Origin of the sequence: Afipia massiliensis, assembly GCF_001006325.2 — a bacterium.
GTDB classification, from domain to species: domain Bacteria; phylum Pseudomonadota; class Alphaproteobacteria; order Rhizobiales; family Xanthobacteraceae; genus Afipia; species Afipia massiliensis_A.
This window is the reverse complement of record NZ_LBIA02000001.1, coordinates 1,896,974-1,916,800: the sequence shown is the minus strand read 5'-3', so window position 1 is coordinate 1,916,800 and position 19,827 is coordinate 1,896,974. Positions and strand designations below refer to the sequence as shown.

Annotated in this window: 17 protein-coding genes and 1 tRNA gene; 6 read left to right on the top strand and 12 right to left on the bottom strand. The window is 60.6% G+C overall.

What is annotated here, in order from left to right; translation table 11 throughout:
* Positions 1-218: 218 nt before the first annotated feature.
* Together YH63_RS09050 and YH63_RS09045 are read left to right on the top strand one after the other, a co-directional pair.
* Positions 219-887 (top strand): GntR family transcriptional regulator, encoded by a 669-nt coding sequence (locus YH63_RS09050; protein WP_137325163.1) that lies wholly within the window; start codon positions 219-221, stop codon positions 885-887.
* Positions 888-990: 103 nt separating this feature from the next.
* Complete coding sequence (locus YH63_RS09045; RefSeq protein WP_046827885.1) at positions 991-1,878, top strand: fumarylacetoacetate hydrolase family protein; 888 nt, start codon at positions 991-993, stop codon at positions 1,876-1,878.
* 57 nt (positions 1,879-1,935) lie between these two features.
* On the opposite strand, the gene YH63_RS09040 is transcribed toward YH63_RS09045, so the two are convergent.
* From YH63_RS09040 to urtA, 7 genes are all read right to left on the bottom strand, one after another.
* Positions 1,936-2,274: an FmdB family zinc ribbon protein gene (locus YH63_RS09040; protein ID WP_046827886.1), complete on the bottom strand. Its 339-nt coding sequence runs from the start codon at positions 2,272-2,274 to the stop codon at positions 1,936-1,938.
* 89 nt (positions 2,275-2,363) lie between these two features.
* Entirely contained in the window at positions 2,364-3,593 is a 1,230-nt protein-coding gene (fmdA, locus tag YH63_RS09035) for a formamidase (RefSeq protein ID WP_046827887.1), read from the bottom strand.
* A gap of 28 nt (positions 3,594-3,621) precedes the next feature.
* A complete protein-coding gene (gene urtE, locus YH63_RS09030) occupies positions 3,622-4,311 on the bottom strand; it encodes an urea ABC transporter ATP-binding subunit UrtE (RefSeq protein WP_046827888.1) in 690 nt (229 codons plus the stop codon).
* Between the two features lie 22 nt (positions 4,312-4,333).
* Positions 4,334-5,089: an urea ABC transporter ATP-binding protein UrtD gene (urtD, locus tag YH63_RS09025; RefSeq protein WP_046827889.1), complete on the bottom strand. Its 756-nt coding sequence runs from the start codon at positions 5,087-5,089 to the stop codon at positions 4,334-4,336.
* Between the two features lie 9 nt (positions 5,090-5,098).
* The gene (gene urtC, locus YH63_RS09020; RefSeq protein WP_046827890.1) at positions 5,099-6,295 is read right to left on the bottom strand and encodes an urea ABC transporter permease subunit UrtC; all 1,197 of its coding nucleotides are present in this window, start codon (positions 6,293-6,295) and stop codon (positions 5,099-5,101) included.
* 14 nt (positions 6,296-6,309) lie between these two features.
* Positions 6,310-7,236 (bottom strand): urea ABC transporter permease subunit UrtB, encoded by a 927-nt coding sequence (gene urtB, locus YH63_RS09015; protein WP_046827891.1) that lies wholly within the window; start codon positions 7,234-7,236, stop codon positions 6,310-6,312.
* Positions 7,237-7,360: 124 nt separating this feature from the next.
* Positions 7,361-8,623 (bottom strand): urea ABC transporter substrate-binding protein, encoded by a 1,263-nt coding sequence (gene urtA, locus YH63_RS09010; RefSeq protein WP_046827892.1) that lies wholly within the window; start codon positions 8,621-8,623, stop codon positions 7,361-7,363.
* Between the two features lie 160 nt (positions 8,624-8,783).
* Between urtA and YH63_RS09005 the strand changes: the two genes are divergently transcribed.
* Positions 8,784-12,170, top strand: a complete 3,387-nt coding sequence (locus tag YH63_RS09005; protein WP_046827893.1) for a hybrid sensor histidine kinase/response regulator — start codon at positions 8,784-8,786, stop codon at positions 12,168-12,170.
* Positions 12,160-13,077 carry a response regulator transcription factor gene (locus tag YH63_RS09000; RefSeq protein WP_046829646.1) on the top strand — a complete coding sequence of 306 codons (918 nt, stop codon included), beginning with the start codon at positions 12,160-12,162 and terminating at the stop codon, positions 13,075-13,077. The genes YH63_RS09005 and YH63_RS09000 overlap by 11 nt, the downstream gene beginning before the upstream one ends.
* Before the next feature lie 108 nt (positions 13,078-13,185).
* Here YH63_RS09000 and YH63_RS08995 read toward each other — a convergent pair whose 3' ends face one another.
* From YH63_RS08995 to YH63_RS08985, 3 genes are all read right to left on the bottom strand, one after another.
* Positions 13,186-13,863, bottom strand: coding sequence for a nitroreductase (locus tag YH63_RS08995; protein WP_046827894.1), 678 nt, complete (start codon positions 13,861-13,863; stop codon positions 13,186-13,188).
* A gap of 102 nt (positions 13,864-13,965) precedes the next feature.
* Positions 13,966-15,222 carry an Hsp70 family protein gene (locus YH63_RS08990; RefSeq protein ID WP_046827895.1) on the bottom strand — a complete coding sequence of 419 codons (1,257 nt, stop codon included), beginning with the start codon at positions 15,220-15,222 and terminating at the stop codon, positions 13,966-13,968.
* A 292-nt stretch (positions 15,223-15,514) separates the two neighbouring features.
* A tRNA-Arg gene (locus tag YH63_RS08985) sits at positions 15,515-15,591 on the bottom strand.
* A gap of 149 nt (positions 15,592-15,740) precedes the next feature.
* On the opposite strand from YH63_RS08985, the gene YH63_RS08980 reads away from it, so the two are divergent.
* On the top strand, positions 15,741-16,361 hold the full coding sequence (locus YH63_RS08980; protein ID WP_046827896.1) for a YidB family protein: 621 nt from the start codon (positions 15,741-15,743) through the stop codon (positions 16,359-16,361).
* 86 nt (positions 16,362-16,447) lie between these two features.
* Complete coding sequence (locus YH63_RS08975) at positions 16,448-16,720, top strand: GlsB/YeaQ/YmgE family stress response membrane protein (RefSeq protein WP_046827897.1); 273 nt, start codon at positions 16,448-16,450, stop codon at positions 16,718-16,720.
* A gap of 37 nt (positions 16,721-16,757) precedes the next feature.
* Here YH63_RS08975 and YH63_RS08970 read toward each other — a convergent pair whose 3' ends face one another.
* Positions 16,758-17,564: an SDR family NAD(P)-dependent oxidoreductase gene (locus tag YH63_RS08970; protein WP_046827898.1), complete on the bottom strand. Its 807-nt coding sequence runs from the start codon at positions 17,562-17,564 to the stop codon at positions 16,758-16,760.
* A gap of 135 nt (positions 17,565-17,699) precedes the next feature.
* Positions 17,700-19,826: an acetate--CoA ligase family protein gene (locus tag YH63_RS08965; protein WP_046827899.1), complete on the bottom strand. Its 2,127-nt coding sequence runs from the start codon at positions 19,824-19,826 to the stop codon at positions 17,700-17,702.
* Between the last annotated feature and the right edge of the window lies 1 nt (position 19,827).

The window sequence follows — 19,827 nt, the reverse complement described above, 5'->3', positions numbered from 1 at the left end:
TGCGGTTTTGATCGAGATCAATCTACTCGTTATGACACCGGAAGATTCAGGCGGCGGCCAGGCATGGGCGCTTAGCGGACGCATAAATTACGCGACGAACGCCGATGGACGCCCCACCTCACTTCTCAGCTGTTATAGTGAAATTCAATTGATTTCCTGCAAGACAGAACAACGCACAGAGCTGAAGAATCGTGAACAGCCCCAAAACAAATCCGGGCGTGACGCTGACGTCATCGGTCGAGCAGCAGATCCGGCGCGATCTTCGTTCTGCCGTCTTCCTGCCCGGACAACGGCTGGCGATCGATGTCCTGCGCGAGCGTTACGGCACCGGTGCAAGTCCGGTCCGCGAGGCCTTGAGTCGTCTGTCGGCCGAGGGCCTCGTCGTGCAACTGGACCAGCGCGGATTTCGCGTACCGGCTGTTTCGGTTGATGAACTCAATGAGCTGACGCGGACGCGCTGCCTGCTGAACGAGATCACGCTGCGGGAGTCGATTGCCCGCGGCGGAAGCGAATACGAGGAAGGCATCGTACTGGCGCTGCACCGTTTGTCCGCGACGCCAATGCAGGATCCAGGCGAGCCAACCCGGATCAATCCCGAATGGGAGCAACGTCACCAGCTTTTCCATGCCTCGCTCATCGCAGCTTGCGGGACCAGATGGCTGATCGATTTCGACGCGACCCTGTTCGAGCAATCTGCACGCTATCGGTCGCTGTCCGCACGAGCCACGCCAGCGAAAAGAGACACCAAAAAGGAGCATGAAGAAATTGCGCGCGCAGTCCTCGCGCGAGACACCGCGGAAGCCATAAAGCTCCTCAACCGGCACATTGAGCACACTGCCAAGCTCGTGTCCCAGATCACGCCCCGCTTTGAAACCAGCGAAAAGTGACGGGGCCGTTCCATGGCCGGAAAATAAAAATCGATAATATTTGACTATTGCCAAAAATATCGATTTATAATCCTGACACGTTGACGGTGTCGGGAGACGGTTGATGCGGCTGGTGAATTTTGAGGAGCATGGCGCTCCGCGGCTGGGAATACTGCAAGCCGGAGATCGCGTGACGCGGTTGATCGATGTCGCGCCCGGCCTGCCGCAGGAATTGGGCGCACTGCTCCAGCTTGGCCCGAGTGTCTTTAGCCAGATCATTGCCGCGCTTGTGACCCACCCGGATTGCGAAACACGGCCGCTGTCATCGCTTCGGCTGCTGCCGCCGGCCCCCGTTGCGGGAAAGATTCTCTGCCTTGGGCTCAACTATCTCGATCATGCGGCCGAGTCCAAAATGGATCGGCCGCAGGACCCGGTCATATTCCTGCGCACCGCCAGTTCGCTCGTCGGCCATGGCGGAGCGATTGTGTGCCCCGCCATCTCGAACACGCTCGATTTCGAAGGAGAGCTCGTTGCCATTATCGGCAAGCGGGCCCGGCATGTTCAGCGTAGTGCCGCACTGGAGCACGTCGCGGGATATTCAATTTTCAACGACGGCTCGATCCGGGAGTACCAGAGGCGGACAACGCAATGGACGGTTGGAAAGAACTTCGATGCGACAGGTGCCTTTGGACCCGTGTTCGTGTCGGCCGACGAACTGCCCGCGGGCGCCAAAGGACTGCGGATTGAAACGATCCTGAACGGGGTCACGATGCAGGACGCCAACACCAGCGACATGATTTTTGACGTCGCCGAAACGATCGCATTCTTGTCGGGCTGCATGACGCTTGAGCCGGGCGACGTCCTGGTGATGGGAACGCCAGCCGGAGTGGGAGCCGCGCGAAAGCCGCCCGTGTGGATGAAGCCTCATGACACCGTAGAGGTCCGGATCGAACGCATCGGCACGCTGACAAACCACGTCGCGGCGGAAGAACCGGTGTCGAGCGCGGCCTGAAAATCGCGCGATCAGTCACAAGCGCTGTCGTGCTGCTCGCAAGGCTTGGCGGTCCTGCTAATGGCTGATCATCCACGGCCGAGCGGTCGGAAAACTTTTGGCTCCGCTGCGGGTCTTCGTCACCAGCCGCGACGGCTTGGTCGAACAGCAGCCGCAGCCCGGTCGATGCGAGGCCTTGTATTCGTTCAGCGTTTTCGGCGCATTGGCGCTCCGCTCGTTGATCGCGTGTGACTTGCGTTTCTCCGCCGGCATGCACGAGAAGCGTGGCGCGGTGAGAATGACCCGCGGCGCCCGGACAGCGCAATGCGGACAGTCCTGCGGCGCCTCAAACTCGGCCATCGGCCTCATGTCGGTGAATGGTCCGCAATCGTTGCAAAGGTATTCGTAAACCGGCACAGCCCGTCTCCCTCGGTTTGTCCTGTTGTCTCTCGATCCGGCGAACCTAGAGGCGGCAAGATACGCACCGCCTCCACGTCGCGCGGGAGCTACTTGTCTTGTGACAGCGGCATGTCAATGCCGCCCTTGATGTGTTTGATCGGCCCCGCCGACGAGGGCATGATGTCGAAGTCGAAGATCTCCGTCGGCAGCCACAACGTGGCGCAGGCGTTCGGAACGTCCACGACGCCCGAGATGTGTCCCTGCACCGGCGCCGTTCCGAGAATGGAATAGGCCTGAGCGCCGGAATACCCGAACTTCTTGAGATACTCGATGGCGTTGAGACAGGCCTGACGATAGGCAACCGTCACATCGAGATAATGCTGCTTGCCGGCCTCGTCGACCGAGATGCCTTCGAAGATCAGGAAATCCTTGTAGTTCGGCGTCATCGGTGACGGCTTGAACACAGGGTTCTTGATGCCGTACTTCGCCATGCCGTCCTTGATGACATCGACCTTGATGTGCAGCCAGCCTGCCATCTCGATCGCGCCGCAGAAAGTGATCTCGCCATCGCCTTGGCTAAAATGCAGATCGCCCATCGAAAGACCTGCGCCGGAAACATAGACCGGGAAGTAGATCTTCGATCCGCGCGACAGATCCTTGATGTCGCAGTTGCCGCCATGCTCGCGCGGCGGAACGGTACGCGCGCCTTCAGCCGCGGCCTTCGCCTTGGCGTCGCCCTTCATGCGGCCCATATGCGCCGTCGGCCCGAACGGCGGATTGGCAAGCCCCGGCACCCGGGTCGGGTTGGTCGCGATCAGCGCCGTCTCGCGTTCGTTCCACATCGACAGCATCTTCGGATCGGGTAGACAGCCGATCAGGCCGGGATGAATCAGCCCCGCGAAGTTGACGCCGGGAATGTGCCGCGACGAGGTGTACATACCCTTGAAGTCCCAGATCGACTTCTGCGCCAGCGGGAAGTGGTCGGTCAGAAACCCGCCGCCATTCTGCTTGGAGAAGAAGCCGTTGAAGCCCCACAGGCTCTCCTTCATCGGGCCGACATCAAGCAGATCGACGACCAGCAGGTCGCCAGGCTCCGCGCCCTTGACGCCGATCGGACCTGACAGGAAATGCACAATCGACAGGTCGATGTCGCGAACGTCATCGGCCGAGTCGTTGTTCTTGATGAAGCCGCCGGTCCAGTCGTAGGTCTCGATGATGAAATCATCGCCCGGACTGACCCATTCCACCATCGGGATCTCCGGATGCCAGCGATTGTGGATCTTGTCGTTGTCGTAGGCCGACTGGTTGAGATCGACCTTGATCAGTGTATCTGGCATTTTGGATGCTCCCCTGGTTACGTCGTCGTTAAACTGAAAGGTATTTCGCGACCTGCGCGGCATCGATGCCGTCACGCTTCTCGTCACGGACGATCTCGCCGTTCTCGATCACGAGAACGCGGTCGGCCACATCCAGCGCAAAGCTGAGGACCTGCTCGGAGACGATGATCGACAGCCCGCGCTCGTCACGGATGCGCTTCAGCGTGCGCGCCATCTCACGGATAATCGACGGCTGGATGCCTTCGGTGGGTTCGTCCAGCAGAAGAACCTTCGGCTTGGTGGCGAGCGCGCGCGCAATCGCAAGTTGCTGCTGCTGACCGCCGGAGAGATTGCCTCCGCGCCGGCCCTTCATCTCGAGCAGCACCGGAAACAGCTCATAGATGTCGCCCGGCACTTCTTTCTCGCCCGACGTGACCAGCCCGGTTTCGATGTTCTCCTTCACCGTCATGGTCGAGAAGATCATGCGGCCTTGCGGGACATAGGCCAGCCCCTTGGCGACGCGCTCATAGCTCTTGAGCGTGCCGAGCTCACTGCCTTCCATGGTGACCGAACCGCTCTTGGTCGGAACGATCCCCATCAGCGACTTCATCAGCGTGGTCTTGCCCATGCCGTTACGGCCCATGATCGCAACGATCTCGTTGGGGGCGACGGAGACGTTGAGGCCGTGCAGCACTTCGCTCTGTCCGTAGGCGACGTGAAGGTCCGAGATCGAGAGCATGATATCTTCCTTGAACCGGGACTTAGTGGCCGAGATAAACTTCAATAACTTTGGGATCGTTTTTGACCATCTCCATCGAACCTTCCGACAGGATCTTCCCCTGATGCAGCACGGTCACCTTGTGCGCGATGTCCTCGACGAATTTCATGTCATGCTCGATCACCAGCACCGAGCGATCCTTGATGATGCGGTTGAGCAATTCGGCCGTCTTGATCCGCTCACTGACGCTCATGCCGGCCACCGGCTCATCGAGCATTAGAAGGTCAGGGTCCTGGATCAGCAGCATGCCGATCTCGAGCCACTGCTTCTGGCCATGACTGAGCAATTCGGCGCTCATGCCGAGGCGATCTTTCAGGAAGATCATCTCGGCGACCTCCTCCACCCGGTCGCGCACCGTCGCATCGCGCTGAAACGTCAGCGCGCCGAATACCGTGCGGCCGCGCGGATAGGAAATTTCGAGATTCTCGAACACGGTGAGATCGTCATAGATCGACGGCGTCTGGAATTTCCGGCCGACGCCGGCCTGGACAATCTGGTTCTCCTTCATCCTGGTCAGTTCCTGACTGCGGAACTGGATCGAACCGGATGTCGCCTTGGTCTTCCCGCAAATCAGATCGAGCACCGTGGTCTTGCCAGCGCCGTTCGGACCGATGATGACGCGGATCTCGTTCTCGTCGACGTAGAACGATAGGTCGTTCACCGCCTTGAAGCCGTCGAACGAGACCGTGAGCGCCTCGACCGCGAGCAGGAATTCCTTGGGTTGATGACCGACAAGCATGATGTGCTCCTATTCCGCCGGTGCGCCGTCGGCGACAGAGCCGCCGGTCCAGCCGCTCTTGCCGCCCGTCTTTGCCTTGCGAAATGCGATCAGGCGATCGATGCGGCTCTGAACGTAATCTCGCCAGATTCCCGCAAGGCCGTTCGGGAAAGCCAGCACCACCGCGATGAACAGCGCGCCGAGGCCGAAGAGCCAAAGCTCGGGAAACGATTCCGAAAGACTCGTCTTGGCGAAATTGACCAGCAGCGTGCCGTAGACTGCGCCGAGGATGGACAGCCGACCGCCCACCGCCGCATAGATCACCATTTCAATCGACGGAACGATGCCGACGAAGGACGGCGACATGAAACCGACCTGCAGGGCGAACATCGCGCCGCCGATGGCCGCGAACACGGCGGCGGCACAGAAAGCGAAGATTTTGAAATTGGCGACGCTGTAGCCCGAGAACCGGACGCGATCCTCTTTCTCGCGCATAGCGACCAGAATGCGGCCCAGCTTCGAATGGCGAATGAACTGCGCGATTCCAATGCAGCCGAACAGACAGGCCACTTCCACGAAGTAGAGAATGAACTTGGCGTTGTCGGTGCGGATGTCCCAGCCCTTCAGCGTGCGCAAATCGGTAATGCCGTTGACGCCGCCGGTGTAGCCCTGCTGACCGATAATGAGGATGGTCAGGATCGCGGCGATCGCCTGAGTGATGATCGCGAAGTAAGTGCCGCCGACGCGACGCTTGAACATGGCGGCGCCGATGATGAAGGCGAAGATCGCCGGAACCACGATGATCGCGATGATCGTGAACGACAGGCTGTGAAACGGCTTCCAGAACAGGGGCAACTGCGTGATCTGATTCCAGTCCATGAAGTCCGGGATACCGGGCGTCGACTGGATCTTGGTGTTCGCGACACTGGATGCTTCCAGCTTGAGAAACATCGCCATGCAATAGCCGCCGAGGCCGAAGAACACGCCCTGCCCGAGGCTGAGAATTCCGCCATAGCCCCAGCAAATCACCAGACCAATCGCCACGAAGGCGTAGGTCAGATACTTCGCGACGAGATTGAGCCGGAAGTTGTCGAGGGTGAGCGGCAGGATGACGACCAGCAGTATCGCCAGCACCAGAATGCCGAGAAGTTCGGAGCGGTTCGCGAAGCGCGGATTGTCGTTGACGGCTTTGGCAGCGACAGTTTGCTCTGAGACTTTCTTTGACATTTTTCTGGCCTTTTTCACTTCCGGACCTTGAGGGCGAACAGCCCCTGCGGCCGGAGCATGAGGATGCCGACAATCGCGAGCAGCGTGAGAACCTTGGCCATCGAGCCCGACATGAAGAATTCCATGGTGGACTGCGCCTGGGAGATGGTGAAAGCCGAAGCGATGGTGCCGAGCAGGCTGGCCGCGCCGCCGAACACGACCACAAGGAACGTATCGACGATGTAGAGCTGGCCTGAGGTCGGCCCCGTCGAGCCGATCATGGTGAAGGCGGATCCCGCGATGCCCGCGATGCCGCAGCCGAGGCCGAAGGTGTAACGGTCGACCTTCTCGGTGTTGATGCCGACAGCGCCGGCCATTACGCGGTTCTGCACCACGGCGCGGACCTGACGGCCCCAGCGGGATTTGTACATGATGTAGGCGACGGAGATGGTGATCAGCAGAGTCAGGCACATCACGAAGATGCCGTTGATCGGAACTTCGATGGTGTCGGTGATCTGCTTGGAGCCGAGCATCCACTGCGGCAGCTCGACGCCGACTTCACGTGCGCCGAAGATCGAGCGGTAGGCCTGCTGCAGAATCAGGCTCAGGCCCCAGGTCGCGAGCAGTGTATCAAGTGGACGTTTGTAGAGATGACGTATCAGCGCCCATTCCACCAGCATCCCGAGCGCGCCGGATGCGAGGAAGGCGAGCGCCATCGCGAGAAAGAAGTAGCCGCTGAACAGGGACGGCAGATAGGCCTGAAAGAAATTCGACGTCATCCAGGTGACGTAGGCGCCGAGGATCATGAATTCGCCGTGCGCCATGTTGATGACGCCCATCTGGCCGAAGATGATCGCAAGGCCAAGCGCCATCAGGACGTAAACGGAGAAGAGAATGAGGCCTGCGAAACCCTGCATCGCAAAGATCGCGCCGAGATCGCCAATCGAGTAATCGCCGAACATTTCAAATCTCCGCCTGGGGAAGTCTCGCGCCGCGAACGAATCCGCGGCGCGAGGGCTGCGGGCGTGGACTGACGATCCACGCCAGGGAGCTCAGCTATGGGAGAGACGCTTACTGATAGCGCTCTTACTGGTAGCCCTTGGGGAACGGGTCGGGCTCGATCAGATCCGGCGTCTCGTAGACCACCTTGAACTGGCCATCGAGACCGGCGAGACCCACGCGGGTCTTGGACCAGAGATGGTGGTTCTTGTGGATCTTGACGTAGCCTTCCGGAGCCTTGGTGAACTCGATGCCGGTGGAGGCTTCGGCGATCTTGTCGACGTCGAAGCTGCCCGCTTTCTCGACCGTCATTTTCCAGAGCCACGGGCCGAGATAGGCAGCCTGTGTGACGTCTCCGATCACGGTCTTCTCGCCCCACATCTTCTTGAAGGCGGCGACGAATTCCTTGTTGTTCGGATTGTCGAGCGACTGGAAGTATTTCATGCAGGCGAAAGCGCCCGCAATGTTTTCGCCGCCGATGCCGTCGATTTCGTCCTCGGTGACGGAGATGGTCAGCAGCGTCTGCTTCGACAGGTCGATGCCGGCCGCCTTGAGCTGCTTGTAGAATGCGACGTTCGAGCCGCCGACAATGATGGCGTAGATCACGTCCGGCTTGGTCAGCTTGATCTTGTTGATGACCGAGTTGAACTGGGTGTGACCGAGCGGGAAGTACTCTTCGCCGACGACCTTTGAGCCCGAGAGATGACCTTCGATATGCTTGCGCGCGATCTTGTTCGACGTGCGCGGCCAGATGTAATCCGAGCCGAGCAGATAGAACGTCTTCGCGCCTTTGGTCTTGTTGACCCAGTCGAGGCCCGCGATGATCTGCTGGGTGGCTTCCTGGCCGGTGTAGATAACGTTCTTCGACTGCTCGAGGCCTTCATAGAAGGTCGGATAGTAGAGCATGCCGTTGTACTGCTCGAACACCGGCAGCACCGCCTTGCGCGACGCCGAGGTCCAGCAGCCCATGACCGAGGCGCATTTGTCGTTGACGAGCAGCTTCTTCGCCTTCTCGGCGAAGGTCGGCCAGTCGGATGCGCCGTCTTCCTGAATGAACTTGATCTTGCGCCCGAGCACACCGCCCGACGCGTTGATCTGCTCGATCGCCAGCTTCTCGGCCTGGACCGAGCCCGTCTCGGAAATCGCCATGGTGCCGGTGACAGAGTGCAGGATTCCGACCGTGACCTCGGTGTCGGTCACCGCCAGGCCCGTGGTGTTGACCACGGACGTCGCCGGTCCCGCACCGAAGGATGGGCGGGAAACAAGCGACATGGTGGGCAATGCCGCCATCCCCATAAGCAGTTTTCGCCGAAACGCGGACTGTAAGCCCTGATGTTTTTCGTCTGACATGGCCACCCCTTTTGCTGAACAACGCGCCTTGATGGGGAAAAGATGGCCCGAATTGTGCAGCGCACGGATACGCGAAATCGCGCATACAGCACCGCAAAAGCGCGACGTAGATTTTTCGGGACCGGATAAGGGCGCGTAACGCGTGACGAGGGAGATCAAAGTGGCCGGGCGGCAGCGGATAGACCGCGTCAGGCGCCAATATAATCAATGGGTTGCCAACCAGACCCTTGAGGACTACGCGCTTCGCTTCACGGCCAAGAGCGCGCGGCGCTGGTCTGCGGCACGGGTGGCGAACACAGCCCTGGGCGCGATCTCATTTCTGGCGCTGGAGGCTATCGGCGGCACCATCACGCTGAACTACGGCGTGACCAACGCCACCGCTGCCATTCTCGTGGTCAGCGTCATCATTTTCTGCTGCGGACTGCCGATTGCCTATTATGCAGCCAGATATGGCGTCGATATCGACCTGCTCACGCGCGGGGCCGGCTTCGGCTACATCGGTTCCACGATCACATCGCTGATCTACGCATCCTTCACCTTTATCTTTTTTGCGATCGAGGCCGTCATTCTCGCGATGGCGCTGGAACTCTGTTTCGGCATTCCACGCCCGATCGGCTATCTCATCAGCGCGGTCGTCATCATCCCGCTGGTGACCCACGGCATCACGCTGATCAGCCGCTTCCAGCTATGGACGCAGCCGTTCTGGATCCTGCTCCACATTCTGCCCTTCGCTGCTATCGCCATCAAAAGCCCCGGCTCGTTCGCCGAGTGGACCGCATTCCCGGGCGAGCATGGCAATCCATCAGGACATCTCGATCTGCTGCTGTTCGGAACCGCTGCCTCTGTCGTGTTCGCGCTGGTGGCGCAGATCGGCGAACAGGTCGACTTCCTGCGATTTTTGCCGCGCGATCGGCGAACTTCGAAGCGCGCATGGTGGATCGCCATGATCAGCGCCGGCCCCGGCTGGATCGTGCCCGGCGCGATCAAGATGCTGGCCGGATCGTTTCTCGCCTTCTTTGCCATCAAGCATGGCGTGACGGCGGAGTATGCCGCAGAACCCGCGCATATGTATCTCGAGGCGTTTCGTTATGTGCTTGCACAGCCTGATCTCGCGCTGGCGCTGACCGGCACTTTCGTCATTCTCTCGCAGCTCAAGATCAATGTCACCAACGCCTATGCGGGTTCAATTGCGTGGTCGAATTTCTTCTCGCGCCTGACGCACAGCCATCCCGGCCGCGTGGTGTGGCTGGTGTTCAATGTGCTGGTCGCACTGCTGCTGATGGAAATCGGCGTCTACAAGGCGCTGGAGCAAACGCTGGCGCTTTACTCGAACGTTGCCATCGCATGGGTCGGGGCGCTCGTTGCGGACCTTATCGTCAACAAGCCGCTCGGCCTGCGGCCGCAGCACATGGAGTTCAAGCGCGCGCACCTCTACGACATCAATCCCGTCGGCGTCGGCGCCATGACCATTGCCACCATCGTCTCGATCAGCGCGTTCTACGGCTTCTTCGGAACCACGGCGAAAGCGCTCGCGCCGTTCGTGGCACTGACCGTGGCTTTTCTGACAGCACCGGTGATCGCGTGGGCGACCGGCGGAAAATATTACATCGCGCGCAAACCGAAGCGAAGCTGGCAGAACCTTGAAACCATCAAGTGCTGTATCTGTGAACATGCCTTTGAGCCGGAGGACATGGCCTCCTGCCCGGCCTACGCAGGACCGATCTGCTCGCTGTGCTGTTCGCTCGATGCGCGCTGCCACGATCTGTGCAAACCCCATGCACGTATTCAATCTCAGTTGTCAGAAACTCTCGGCAAGCTTCTCCCTCAAGCCATTTATGCGCGCATCAACTCGCAGTTGGGACATTACCTCGGGGTTTTTGCCGCCTCCGCCGGCCTTGTCGGCTTGACGCTCGGACTGATCTACCTGCAGTCCTCGACAGTGATTGCGGTTGATCATATCCAGCTTTCGGACGTGCTCTGGAAAGTCTTCTTCGCGCTTTCGATCATCATCGGTGTCGTGGCGTGGCTGTTCGTTCTCGCCAAGCAAAGCCGTCAGGCTGCGGAAGCCGAAACCAAGCGGCAGACCACGCTGCTGATGCAGGAAATCGACGCCCACCGGCAGACCGACATCGAGCTTCAGCGCGCCAAGGAGGTCGCAGAATCCGCCAACCTCGCCAAGAGCCGCTACGTGGTCGGGTTGAGTCACGAATTGCGTTCGCCGCTCAACGCCATCAGCGGTTACGCGCAATTGCTCGAACAGGACGCGACCATATTGCCGAAGCCGCGCGACCAGATCCGCGTGGTCCGGCGGAGCGCAGACCACCTATCAGGCCTGATCGACGGCCTGCTGGATATTTCCAAGATCGAAGCCGGACGGCTTCATCTGTCGCGCGACGAAGTTCGCCTCCACGCGTTTCTCGATCAGCTTGTCGGCATGTTCCGCTTGCAGGCTGCGGCGAAGAACGTGGAATTCGTATTCCAGCGGCCGGAGACCCTGCCGCCGGTCGTTTATGCCGACGAGAAGCGGCTGCGGCAGATTCTGATCAATCTGCTGTCGAACGCCATCAAGTTCACCCAGAGCGGCAGCGTTCATTTCATCGTGCATTACCGCAGCCCTGTCGCGGAATTCGAAGTGCGCGACACCGGCCCCGGCATTCACGCCGACGATCTGGAACGAATTTTCGCGCCGTTCGAACGCGGCGCGCTCGGCATTTCGCAGCCGCAGACCGGTACCGGATTGGGCCTCACCATCAGCAAGCTGCTCGCCGGCGTGATGGGCGGCGATATCCGCGTCACCTCCACCGTCGGGAAAGGCAGCACGTTCCAGGTGAAGATGTTGCTGTCCGAGGTCACCAATCCGACTCGCATCAAGGCGATCAACGCCCCGATCTACGGCTATCACGGCCCGCGCAAGACAATCCTCATCACCGACGATGATCCAACTCACCGCGATTTGCTGCGCGAGGTTCTCGCCCCGCTGGGCTTCATCATCCTGAGCGCCCCGGACGGGGCGACGTGTCTCAATCTCGCGCAGCACTGTCAGCCGGACATGTTCCTGCTCGACATCTCCATGGGCGAGATCGACGGCTGGTCGGTCGCCGAAAGCCTCCGCACCGCCGGGCATCATAGCGCGCGCATCCTGATGATTTCAGCAAGCGCACTCGAAGCCCACGGTGCCCCGCTGGCGCAGCCGTTCCACGACGGCTACCTGATGAAGCCGATCGACGTTCCGCGCCTGCTTGAACTGATCGGCCAACTGCTCAAGATCGAATGGTCATACGAGCCGGGGCCAATTCAAACCACCGAAGCGTCAGCCGCCGCATGGAACGCGGACAAGGACCCAAGCCCGCCGGTGCAATATGTGGATGAGTTGATCGATCTCGGACAAATCGGCTACGTCACCGCCATCCACCTCAAACTCGACCAGATCGACAAGGATCATCCGGAGCACGCAGCCTTCGTGTCGCAGATGCGCTCGCTGGTCGAACGGTTCGACCTCGGACAATACATGGCAACTCTTCAGAATGTGCAGCGCCATGATCATTGAAGCTAAATCACGCGACACCGTGCTGATCGTCGACGATTCACCGGAAACCCTGCGCATGCTGACTGACGCGCTCGATGGCGCCGGCATGACCGTGATGGTCGCGCTCGACGGCGCGTCAGCCCTGCGCATCGGCGAACAGATCGTGCCGGATATCATCCTCCTTGACGCTGTGATGCCGGGCATGGATGGGTTCGAGGCCTGCCGCCGCCTCAAGCGCGAGACCAAGCTTGCCGGTGTGCCGGTCATCTTCATGACGGGTCTGGCCGAAAGCGAACACATCGTGCGGGGGCTGGAGGCCGGCGGCGTCGACTACGTGACCAAGCCGATTGTGATTGTCGAGATGCTGGCGCGAATCAAGGTTCACCTCGCAAATGCAAGGCTGACTCAAAGCGCCCGCGCCGCGCTGGACGTGTCAGGGCGTTACCTGTTTGCGGTCGATCATCGCGGGCGCATCCTTTGGGCGACCCCGCAGGCAGAGAAGCTGGCGCGCGCGAGAGGTGCCGACGAGAAGTTCGAATTGCCCGAGCCGTGGCTCGACTGGCTCGATCAGATGCACCGTGGAATGGCTGAATCGAAATCGCCGCCCGCGATCTCATTCCGCGACGAGAAGCTTCGCCTGCAATACATGGGCAGACTCGGCGCGAACGAATTCCTGCTCCGGCTGGCGCGGGACACCAGCTCAGACTCTCCGGCGGAGTTCAGCAAAGAGCTCGGACTAACCAGTCGCGAGGGAGAAGTGCTGTCCTGGCTGAGCAAAGGCAAGACCAATCGCGACATCGCGCAGATCCTGGGCCTCAGCCCGCGCACTGTCGACAAGCATCTTGAGCAGATTTACGCAAAGCTCGGTGTCGAAAACCGCACCGCCGCGGCAGCCGTTGCCACCAATGCCAGCCATCGGAATTTCTGACGGAATGAACGAGGCAACACGAAAGGTGGCTCTGTCCTATTCGATCACCTCGTCATCTTGGGCGACAAGCTTCAGTGAAACCATGACGCTGAGCGCCTTCGCGCGCGCCTAATTGTCGAAACCGACGAACACCGCAGCTTCATCGACAGACTTTCGTTCGGACACGACCGCATTTGCCGGGAAGCTCTCATCCGGCCAGCCCAGCGCGATACTTTTCATGATGACCTGATCGTCGGCTATTCCGGCATGCTCACGCACCACCGGTGATTGCATGATGCCCTGGCTGTTGATCACCGCGCCCAGTCCGCGAGACCAGGCGGCATTGACCAGGGCGGTCGCCACCGCGCCGCAATCGAACGGCGTATCGTCGCTGCCGTCCAGCACGCGGTCATAGGTCACGATCACGCATACAGGCGCGTCGAATTGACGGAAGCCGCGCAGGACCCAGTCCTGCCGCTTATCCTTGTCATCGCGCTCGATCCCCATTGCTGAGAACAGTTGCTTGGCGACGCCAACCTGCCTGTCGCGGTGCGGACCTGCAAAGGCCTGACCCGTACGGAACTCGCGCGACTGCGGTACGCCTGCCACCATCCGCTCGGTGTTGCCGGCGCGGATCCGATCCAGCGGTTCGCCCGTGACAATGTAGAAATTCCAGGGCTGGGTGTTCATCGACGACGGAGCGCGCATCGCCAAACCGATGATTTCCTCAATCAGCGCCTTTGGGACTGGATCGGGTTTGTAACCGCGGATGCTCCGTCGGCCGAGGATAACGTCATCAAATCGCATTTGTATGGAATTCCCCAGTATGATTCCTGAACTGGCCTGGATATTCGCGGCTTCTCGGCTTTCGCGCAAGCCTATGACCACTACGACGGCATCGTGGCCAGCTCAACAAGTAACACCATAGCGCTGTGCAGCTTCGATCGTCAGCCCCTTGCCCACGGCTCCGAAAGTATCACCTTCAATGACTCGGGCGGCGGGTATCATTTTGACAATAGCACTTCGCACGTGAGCGAGTTGAACTGAACCACCGGTCAAAAATATCACGTCAATATCTTCGGAACTGAGCCGCGCCTGTTCGAGGCACGTTTCTATCCGCGCCGCGATGCGCATAGCCAGTTGCCCTGTATGATTGACAAGATCGGAGCGCTTAATGGCAACACCCAGACTTGGCTCAACCCAGTCAAGCGAAACCTCGGTTTGCCGATTGTCGGACAATGAAATCTTCGCATCTTCAACTTCCATCGCCAAAGTATGACCTCGTTGTTCCTCGATCACACGAACGAGGCGGTCGAACAATTCAGGCTGCGCGGCCTCGTAGCGAACCTGGCGGACCTGGGTCATAACCTTCCGATCGTACATGCTGTTGATACTCGACCAGGTTGCAAGATCGTGGAAGTAGCTCGACGGGGCATTTAGCCCTGCACGCTTCATCTCGCTGCGATAGCCCAACAGCGGCATGATCACACCGAGGCTAAGCTGACGGTCGAAATCGGTGCCTCCGATCTTCACGCCATCATTGGCCAGAATATCGAGCTTCCGATCAGTCTTTCGGTGACGCTCCGGGCTGAGACGCACAATCGAAAAATCGGACGTACCGCCGCCGATGTCCGCGATCAGCGCTATTTGCTCTTCAGAGATTCCGCGCTCGTAATCGAGTGCCGCGGCAATTGGCTCGAACTGAAAGGTGACTTCTTCGAAACCAATCTCTCGCGCGATGTCGCGCAATGTTTGCTCTGCCCTGCGATCGGCTTCCGACGCGTTATCGATGAAATGTACGGGCCGGCCATGGACGACATATCTCAATTCATGACCAACGGCCTGTTCGGCGCGACGCTTTACGACGCGGAGATAGTAAGCGATCACGTCACGGAAACTTGCGCGCTCGCGCCCCACCTTCGTGGTTTCGTCGATCAGCGCCGTACCGAGCACTGATTTCAGGCTTCGCATCAGGCGGCCGGGGGCGCCTTCCACATATGCCTCGATGGCCTTGCGGCCAATCAGGACGGCGCCATCCCGCTCATAAAAGATCGCGCTCGGGATGGTGGCATGACCAGCCTCCAGCTCTGCTAATATCGGCGCGCGGCCGACAACAGTACCAAGCGTCGTATTCGACGTGCCGAAATCGAGTCCGCAGGCTGACATCGTTGCTCCCAGGAAGAGCGCCCGTCTACCCATTCCGGAGCCATTGATCCACCACTATCTTGCGTGAATTTGCATACGCGCAGGCCTCGCCCCTGCGTGAAATTCAACAGTACGGCGTTTACTCCCATCGCGTTCGCGACAGATGTGACAACAGCCTGCCGATCGGCGTTCGGATCACCGTTAGGAGCAGAAGCGGATGCTCGCGAGTGACCGCTTCGCGCCAATACCGGACGCCATGAGTGGCTGATTTTATGAGTGGCTGATTTTATTGCCTTAAGCGCAATGAAAGCGTTGGCGATCCCGGGAAGACTCGAACTTCCGACCTGCGGTTTAGGAAACCGCCGCTCTATCCGGCTGAGCTACGGGACCGGTCGCATCCCTCGCGGAGATAGCCGCAAGAGCGCTTAAAACTTTCGCAATTCCATACCAGAGAGCGCGCGCCACCGCCACCCTGCCTTGTAACCGTCATGCCGAAACACTAGTCTTCACGCAGGGTGGGCGTTCCATAGGAGATAACGATGGGTTTGCTCGACATTCTCAACGGCATGCAGAACGGACCTCGCGGACCAAGCGAGCCAAGCGCACCGGGCGAAAGCAGCGGCAGGATGTCGCCAATGACCATGGCGATCCTTGCCCTTCTTGCCTACAAGGCAGTCAAACACATTGGCGGGAGCCAATCCGGGGCGAGCCCGGCGGGCAACGCGCCTTCGCCATCCACGCCGACACCGTTGCCCGGAACGACAACCGCCAGCACCGGCGGCCTTGGTGGCGGGCTTAGTGGTGGTCTTGGCGACCTGATGAAAGGCCCGCTCGGCGGCGCTCTCGGCGGATTGCTGGCAGGCGGCGCAGCAGGCAGCGTTCTCAGCGGCGGGCTGAATGATCTGCTGAAGCAATTTCAGGAAAAGGGCCAGACCGAGACCGCGAATTCGTGGGTCAGCCCCGGCCCGAACAAGCAGATCTCGCCCAACGATCTCGCCTCCGCGCTCGGTGCGGACCAGATCAGCACGCTGACATCGCAAACCGGGCTGTCGCGCGATGAACTGCTTGCGGGTCTCGCGAGACAGCTGCCCGACGTCATCAATCAGCTGACGCCCGATGGCCGACTGCCGACCGAGCGCGAAGCCTCGCGCTGGATTTGATTGGCGTCACGACAGCGTGGAGTGATGTTTCGCTCCACGCTGACCGGCCAGCGTCTCTTTGAATTCAAGCACGAAGGATCCCAGCAATGCTTTATGTTCTTTTCGTCGGACTGGTCGCAGGTTTTATTGCACGGCTTTTGTCACCCGGTCCGAACAATCCGACAGGCTTCATCCTGACGATGGTGCTCGGCATCGCCGGCGCGTTCCTGGCAACCTTCATCGGTCAGGCTATCGGCTTCTACAGCCCGAGCCAGGGCGCCGGGTTTATCACCGCCACCATCGGCGCGCTGATCGTGCTGTTTATCTGGAACAGACTGGTTGCACGCGGGGTCGTGTCCGACCCCGGCAACAAGGTCTGAGCGGCAGGATTATTCGTCCTGCGCTCAGGACGCCGGATCAGGTCCGCTTTGGTAGAACGGCTGGTCCGAGGTGCGCGCCCGCATCGATCCGCATGATTTCCCCGGTGATGCTGCGCGACGCCGGGCTCGCAAGAAAACAAACGAGTTCGGCGACATCGTGTGCCGTTGTCGCCATCTGAAGCGGTGACTGATCCGTCACCATCTGGCGAATCTTTCCCGCCAGCTCGGGACCCCGGCCCTTGGTGAACCATGGCGTATCGATATAGCCGGGACAAACTGCATTGACGCGGATCAGCGGCGCGAGCGCGCGTGACAGTGAAAGGGTGATGCTGTTCAGCGCGCCCTTGCTTGCGACATAGGCGACGGACGATCCGATGCCGGCGATCCCGGCAATCGACGAGACATTGACAACCGACGAGCTGCGGCCGGAATGCTTCGCACCAGCCTCCAGCAGCGCGCGCGCCGCGCGGACCATCTGAAACGGCCCGATGGTGTTGACACCGTAGATGCGCTGAAAGTCTTCCGCCGACAGGCCTTCGAGATCGCCATGATCGACATGCTTGGTCGTGCCCGCATTGTTGATCAGGCCGTCGAGCCGCCCCCATGGCGCCGCGGCGGCCACGATTTTCCTGCAGTCCTCATCGCGCGACACGTCGCCTTGCACGACCACAACGTCGGCTGCGCCCGCGCTTCGGCATTCATCCGCGGTCTGCTCGGCTTCCTTCTGGCTCGACGAATAGTTGATGACGAGGCGCGCGCCCTGTTTCGCCAGCAACACGGCGGACGCCGCGCCGAGACCCGATGCGGAGCCTGTTACAATTACCGTCAATCCATCCTTGGCCATCTCTTGTCCTTCTTGCGAGGCTGTCGTTGCGCGCGCAATCTAGCGGCCAATTTCCGGCCGTGACAGCGATTTTCCGGCTGCTTCGGCATGCGAATGGCAGATGCGCAACGGCCCCGCCATGTTCGTCCGGCGAAATCAGCCTGGAGCGGCGGCCTTTCCGGCAATCAACGCATCGACGATGGTGATGCCGGCACCTTCCTCGTGCACGCGGACCGGATTGATCTCGATCTCCGACACACGATCCTTCAGCGCGAAGGCCAGCTCGGACATCTGCGCGATCAGCCTTGCGAGCGCGCCCGTGTCGGCTTTCGCCGCCCCGCGAAATCCGTGGAGCAGCGCCACTGATTTGAGCTCACCGATCATCGCGGCGGCTTCCGCCTCATCGACCGGCGCCGGCCGATAGACCACGTCCCTGAACAGTTCGGTCGCGATGCCGCCAAGCCCGGCCATCACGATGGGACCGAACGTCGCGTCGTTGACGGTGCCGACGATCATCTCGACGCCGGGCTGCGCCATCGGCCCCACCAGCACGCCCTGTATCTCGGCGTCCGGCTTGAACCGGGATGCGTTTGCGATCAGATCGCCGAAAGCCGCAGCCGCGTCATCGGCATTACGGATGTTGACCCGCACGCCGCCAGCTTCGCTCTTGTGCGGAATGTCGCGGGACTGGATTTTCATCACCACCGGAAAATCCATACCGGAAAGCACGGCCGCGAGTTGGGCCTGGTCATGCACGAGGCTTTCCTGCGGCACCGCAATCCCGACGTCGCGCAGCAGCGCCTTGCTCTCATGCTCAGAGAGGCGTTCGGGCACGGCGCTTTCGGAAAGCGTCAGACGCGGGGAAGCAGCCTCCGCGCGGGGCGAAAGAGCAAACCTGCTCCGGCTCACAAGGCGGCTGACGGCCCGGCCGAGCGCGGCGATACCCGAAAACGCCACGATACCGGAGCCAGCCAGTTCCGTGCGCGCGAACTGCGACGGCAAGGTGTAGGTGAAGAACAGGATCGGCTTTCGCTGGGCATCGATCAGCGGCTTGATCTCGTCGCGCTTGACCGGGATGCGCGTTTCACTCGCCAGCGACACCACAACGACAATCGCGTCGATGTCATCGGATTGCTCGAGCAGTTCGATGACCTTCTGCAGGCCGCCGCTGTGAACCGCCTGCGCCGTGATGTCGACGGGATTACGCGGCGAGCCGTAGGACGGGATCAGCGCGCGAACCTGCGTTTGCAGCGTTTGCGAAAGCTCCGGAATCTGCAGGCCTTCCGCCGCGAGCGTATCCGCCACCCACGCGCCCGCGCCGCCCGATACGGTGACGATGGCAACACGGTCGCCACGCGGCAGCGGCGCGGTGGCGAATGCGGCGGCGATCGCAACCGCCTCATCGAGATCGTTGGAAACAATGAAACCGTATTTGGCGAACACGGCATCGTATGCCGCCGTCCAGCCTGCCATGCTCGCGGTGTGAGAGGCCGCCGCACGTTCGCCCGCGCCCGAGCGGCCGACCTTGGTAACAATCACCGGCTTGCCGGCCTCCGCGGCGCGCCGCGCCGCCGAGACAAACATCTCGGGATCACGGATGCCCTCGATGAACATCAGGATCACGTCGGTGTTGGCGTCCTGCGCCATGTAGTCGAGAAACTCACCGGCGGCGAGATCGGACTCGTTGCCCGTACTGATGACGTTGCTGACGGCGACGCCCATCGCCTTGGCGCGATTGTAGATCCCAAAGCCGATGCCACCGCTTTGGGCGATGATGCCGACACGGCGCGGTGTCGCCAGCAGCCGTGGCGCCTCCGGATTGACGTCGACCGTCGGGCTGAAAGTGGCGGCGATGCGCTGCGGTTCGTTGTAGAAGCCTTCGGCATTCGGCCCCGAGATGCGCATGCCGGTGCGCTTCGCAAGCTGCGCGATCTCGGCCTGGATGCCGGCGCTCTCGCCGCCCTCCTCCGCGAAGCCTGAGGAAATGACAATCGCGTTCTTCGCCCCCGCTGCCGCGCATTCCTGCAGGGCGCCGAGAACCGCACGCGCCGGAATGATCACGATGGCGAGATCGACCGGCGCTCCAATCGCTGTGATCGACGGATAACAGCGAAGATCGCCGATGCTGTCATAGGAGGGATTGACCGGATAGATATCTCCAGAAAATCCGTTCCTGCGCAGAAACGTCAGCAACATGCCGGGAATTTTCTTGTCGTCCCGCGACGCGCCGATGATTGCGATGCTTTTCGGTGAAAAGAATGTGTCCAGCGGGTGTTGGGGCACG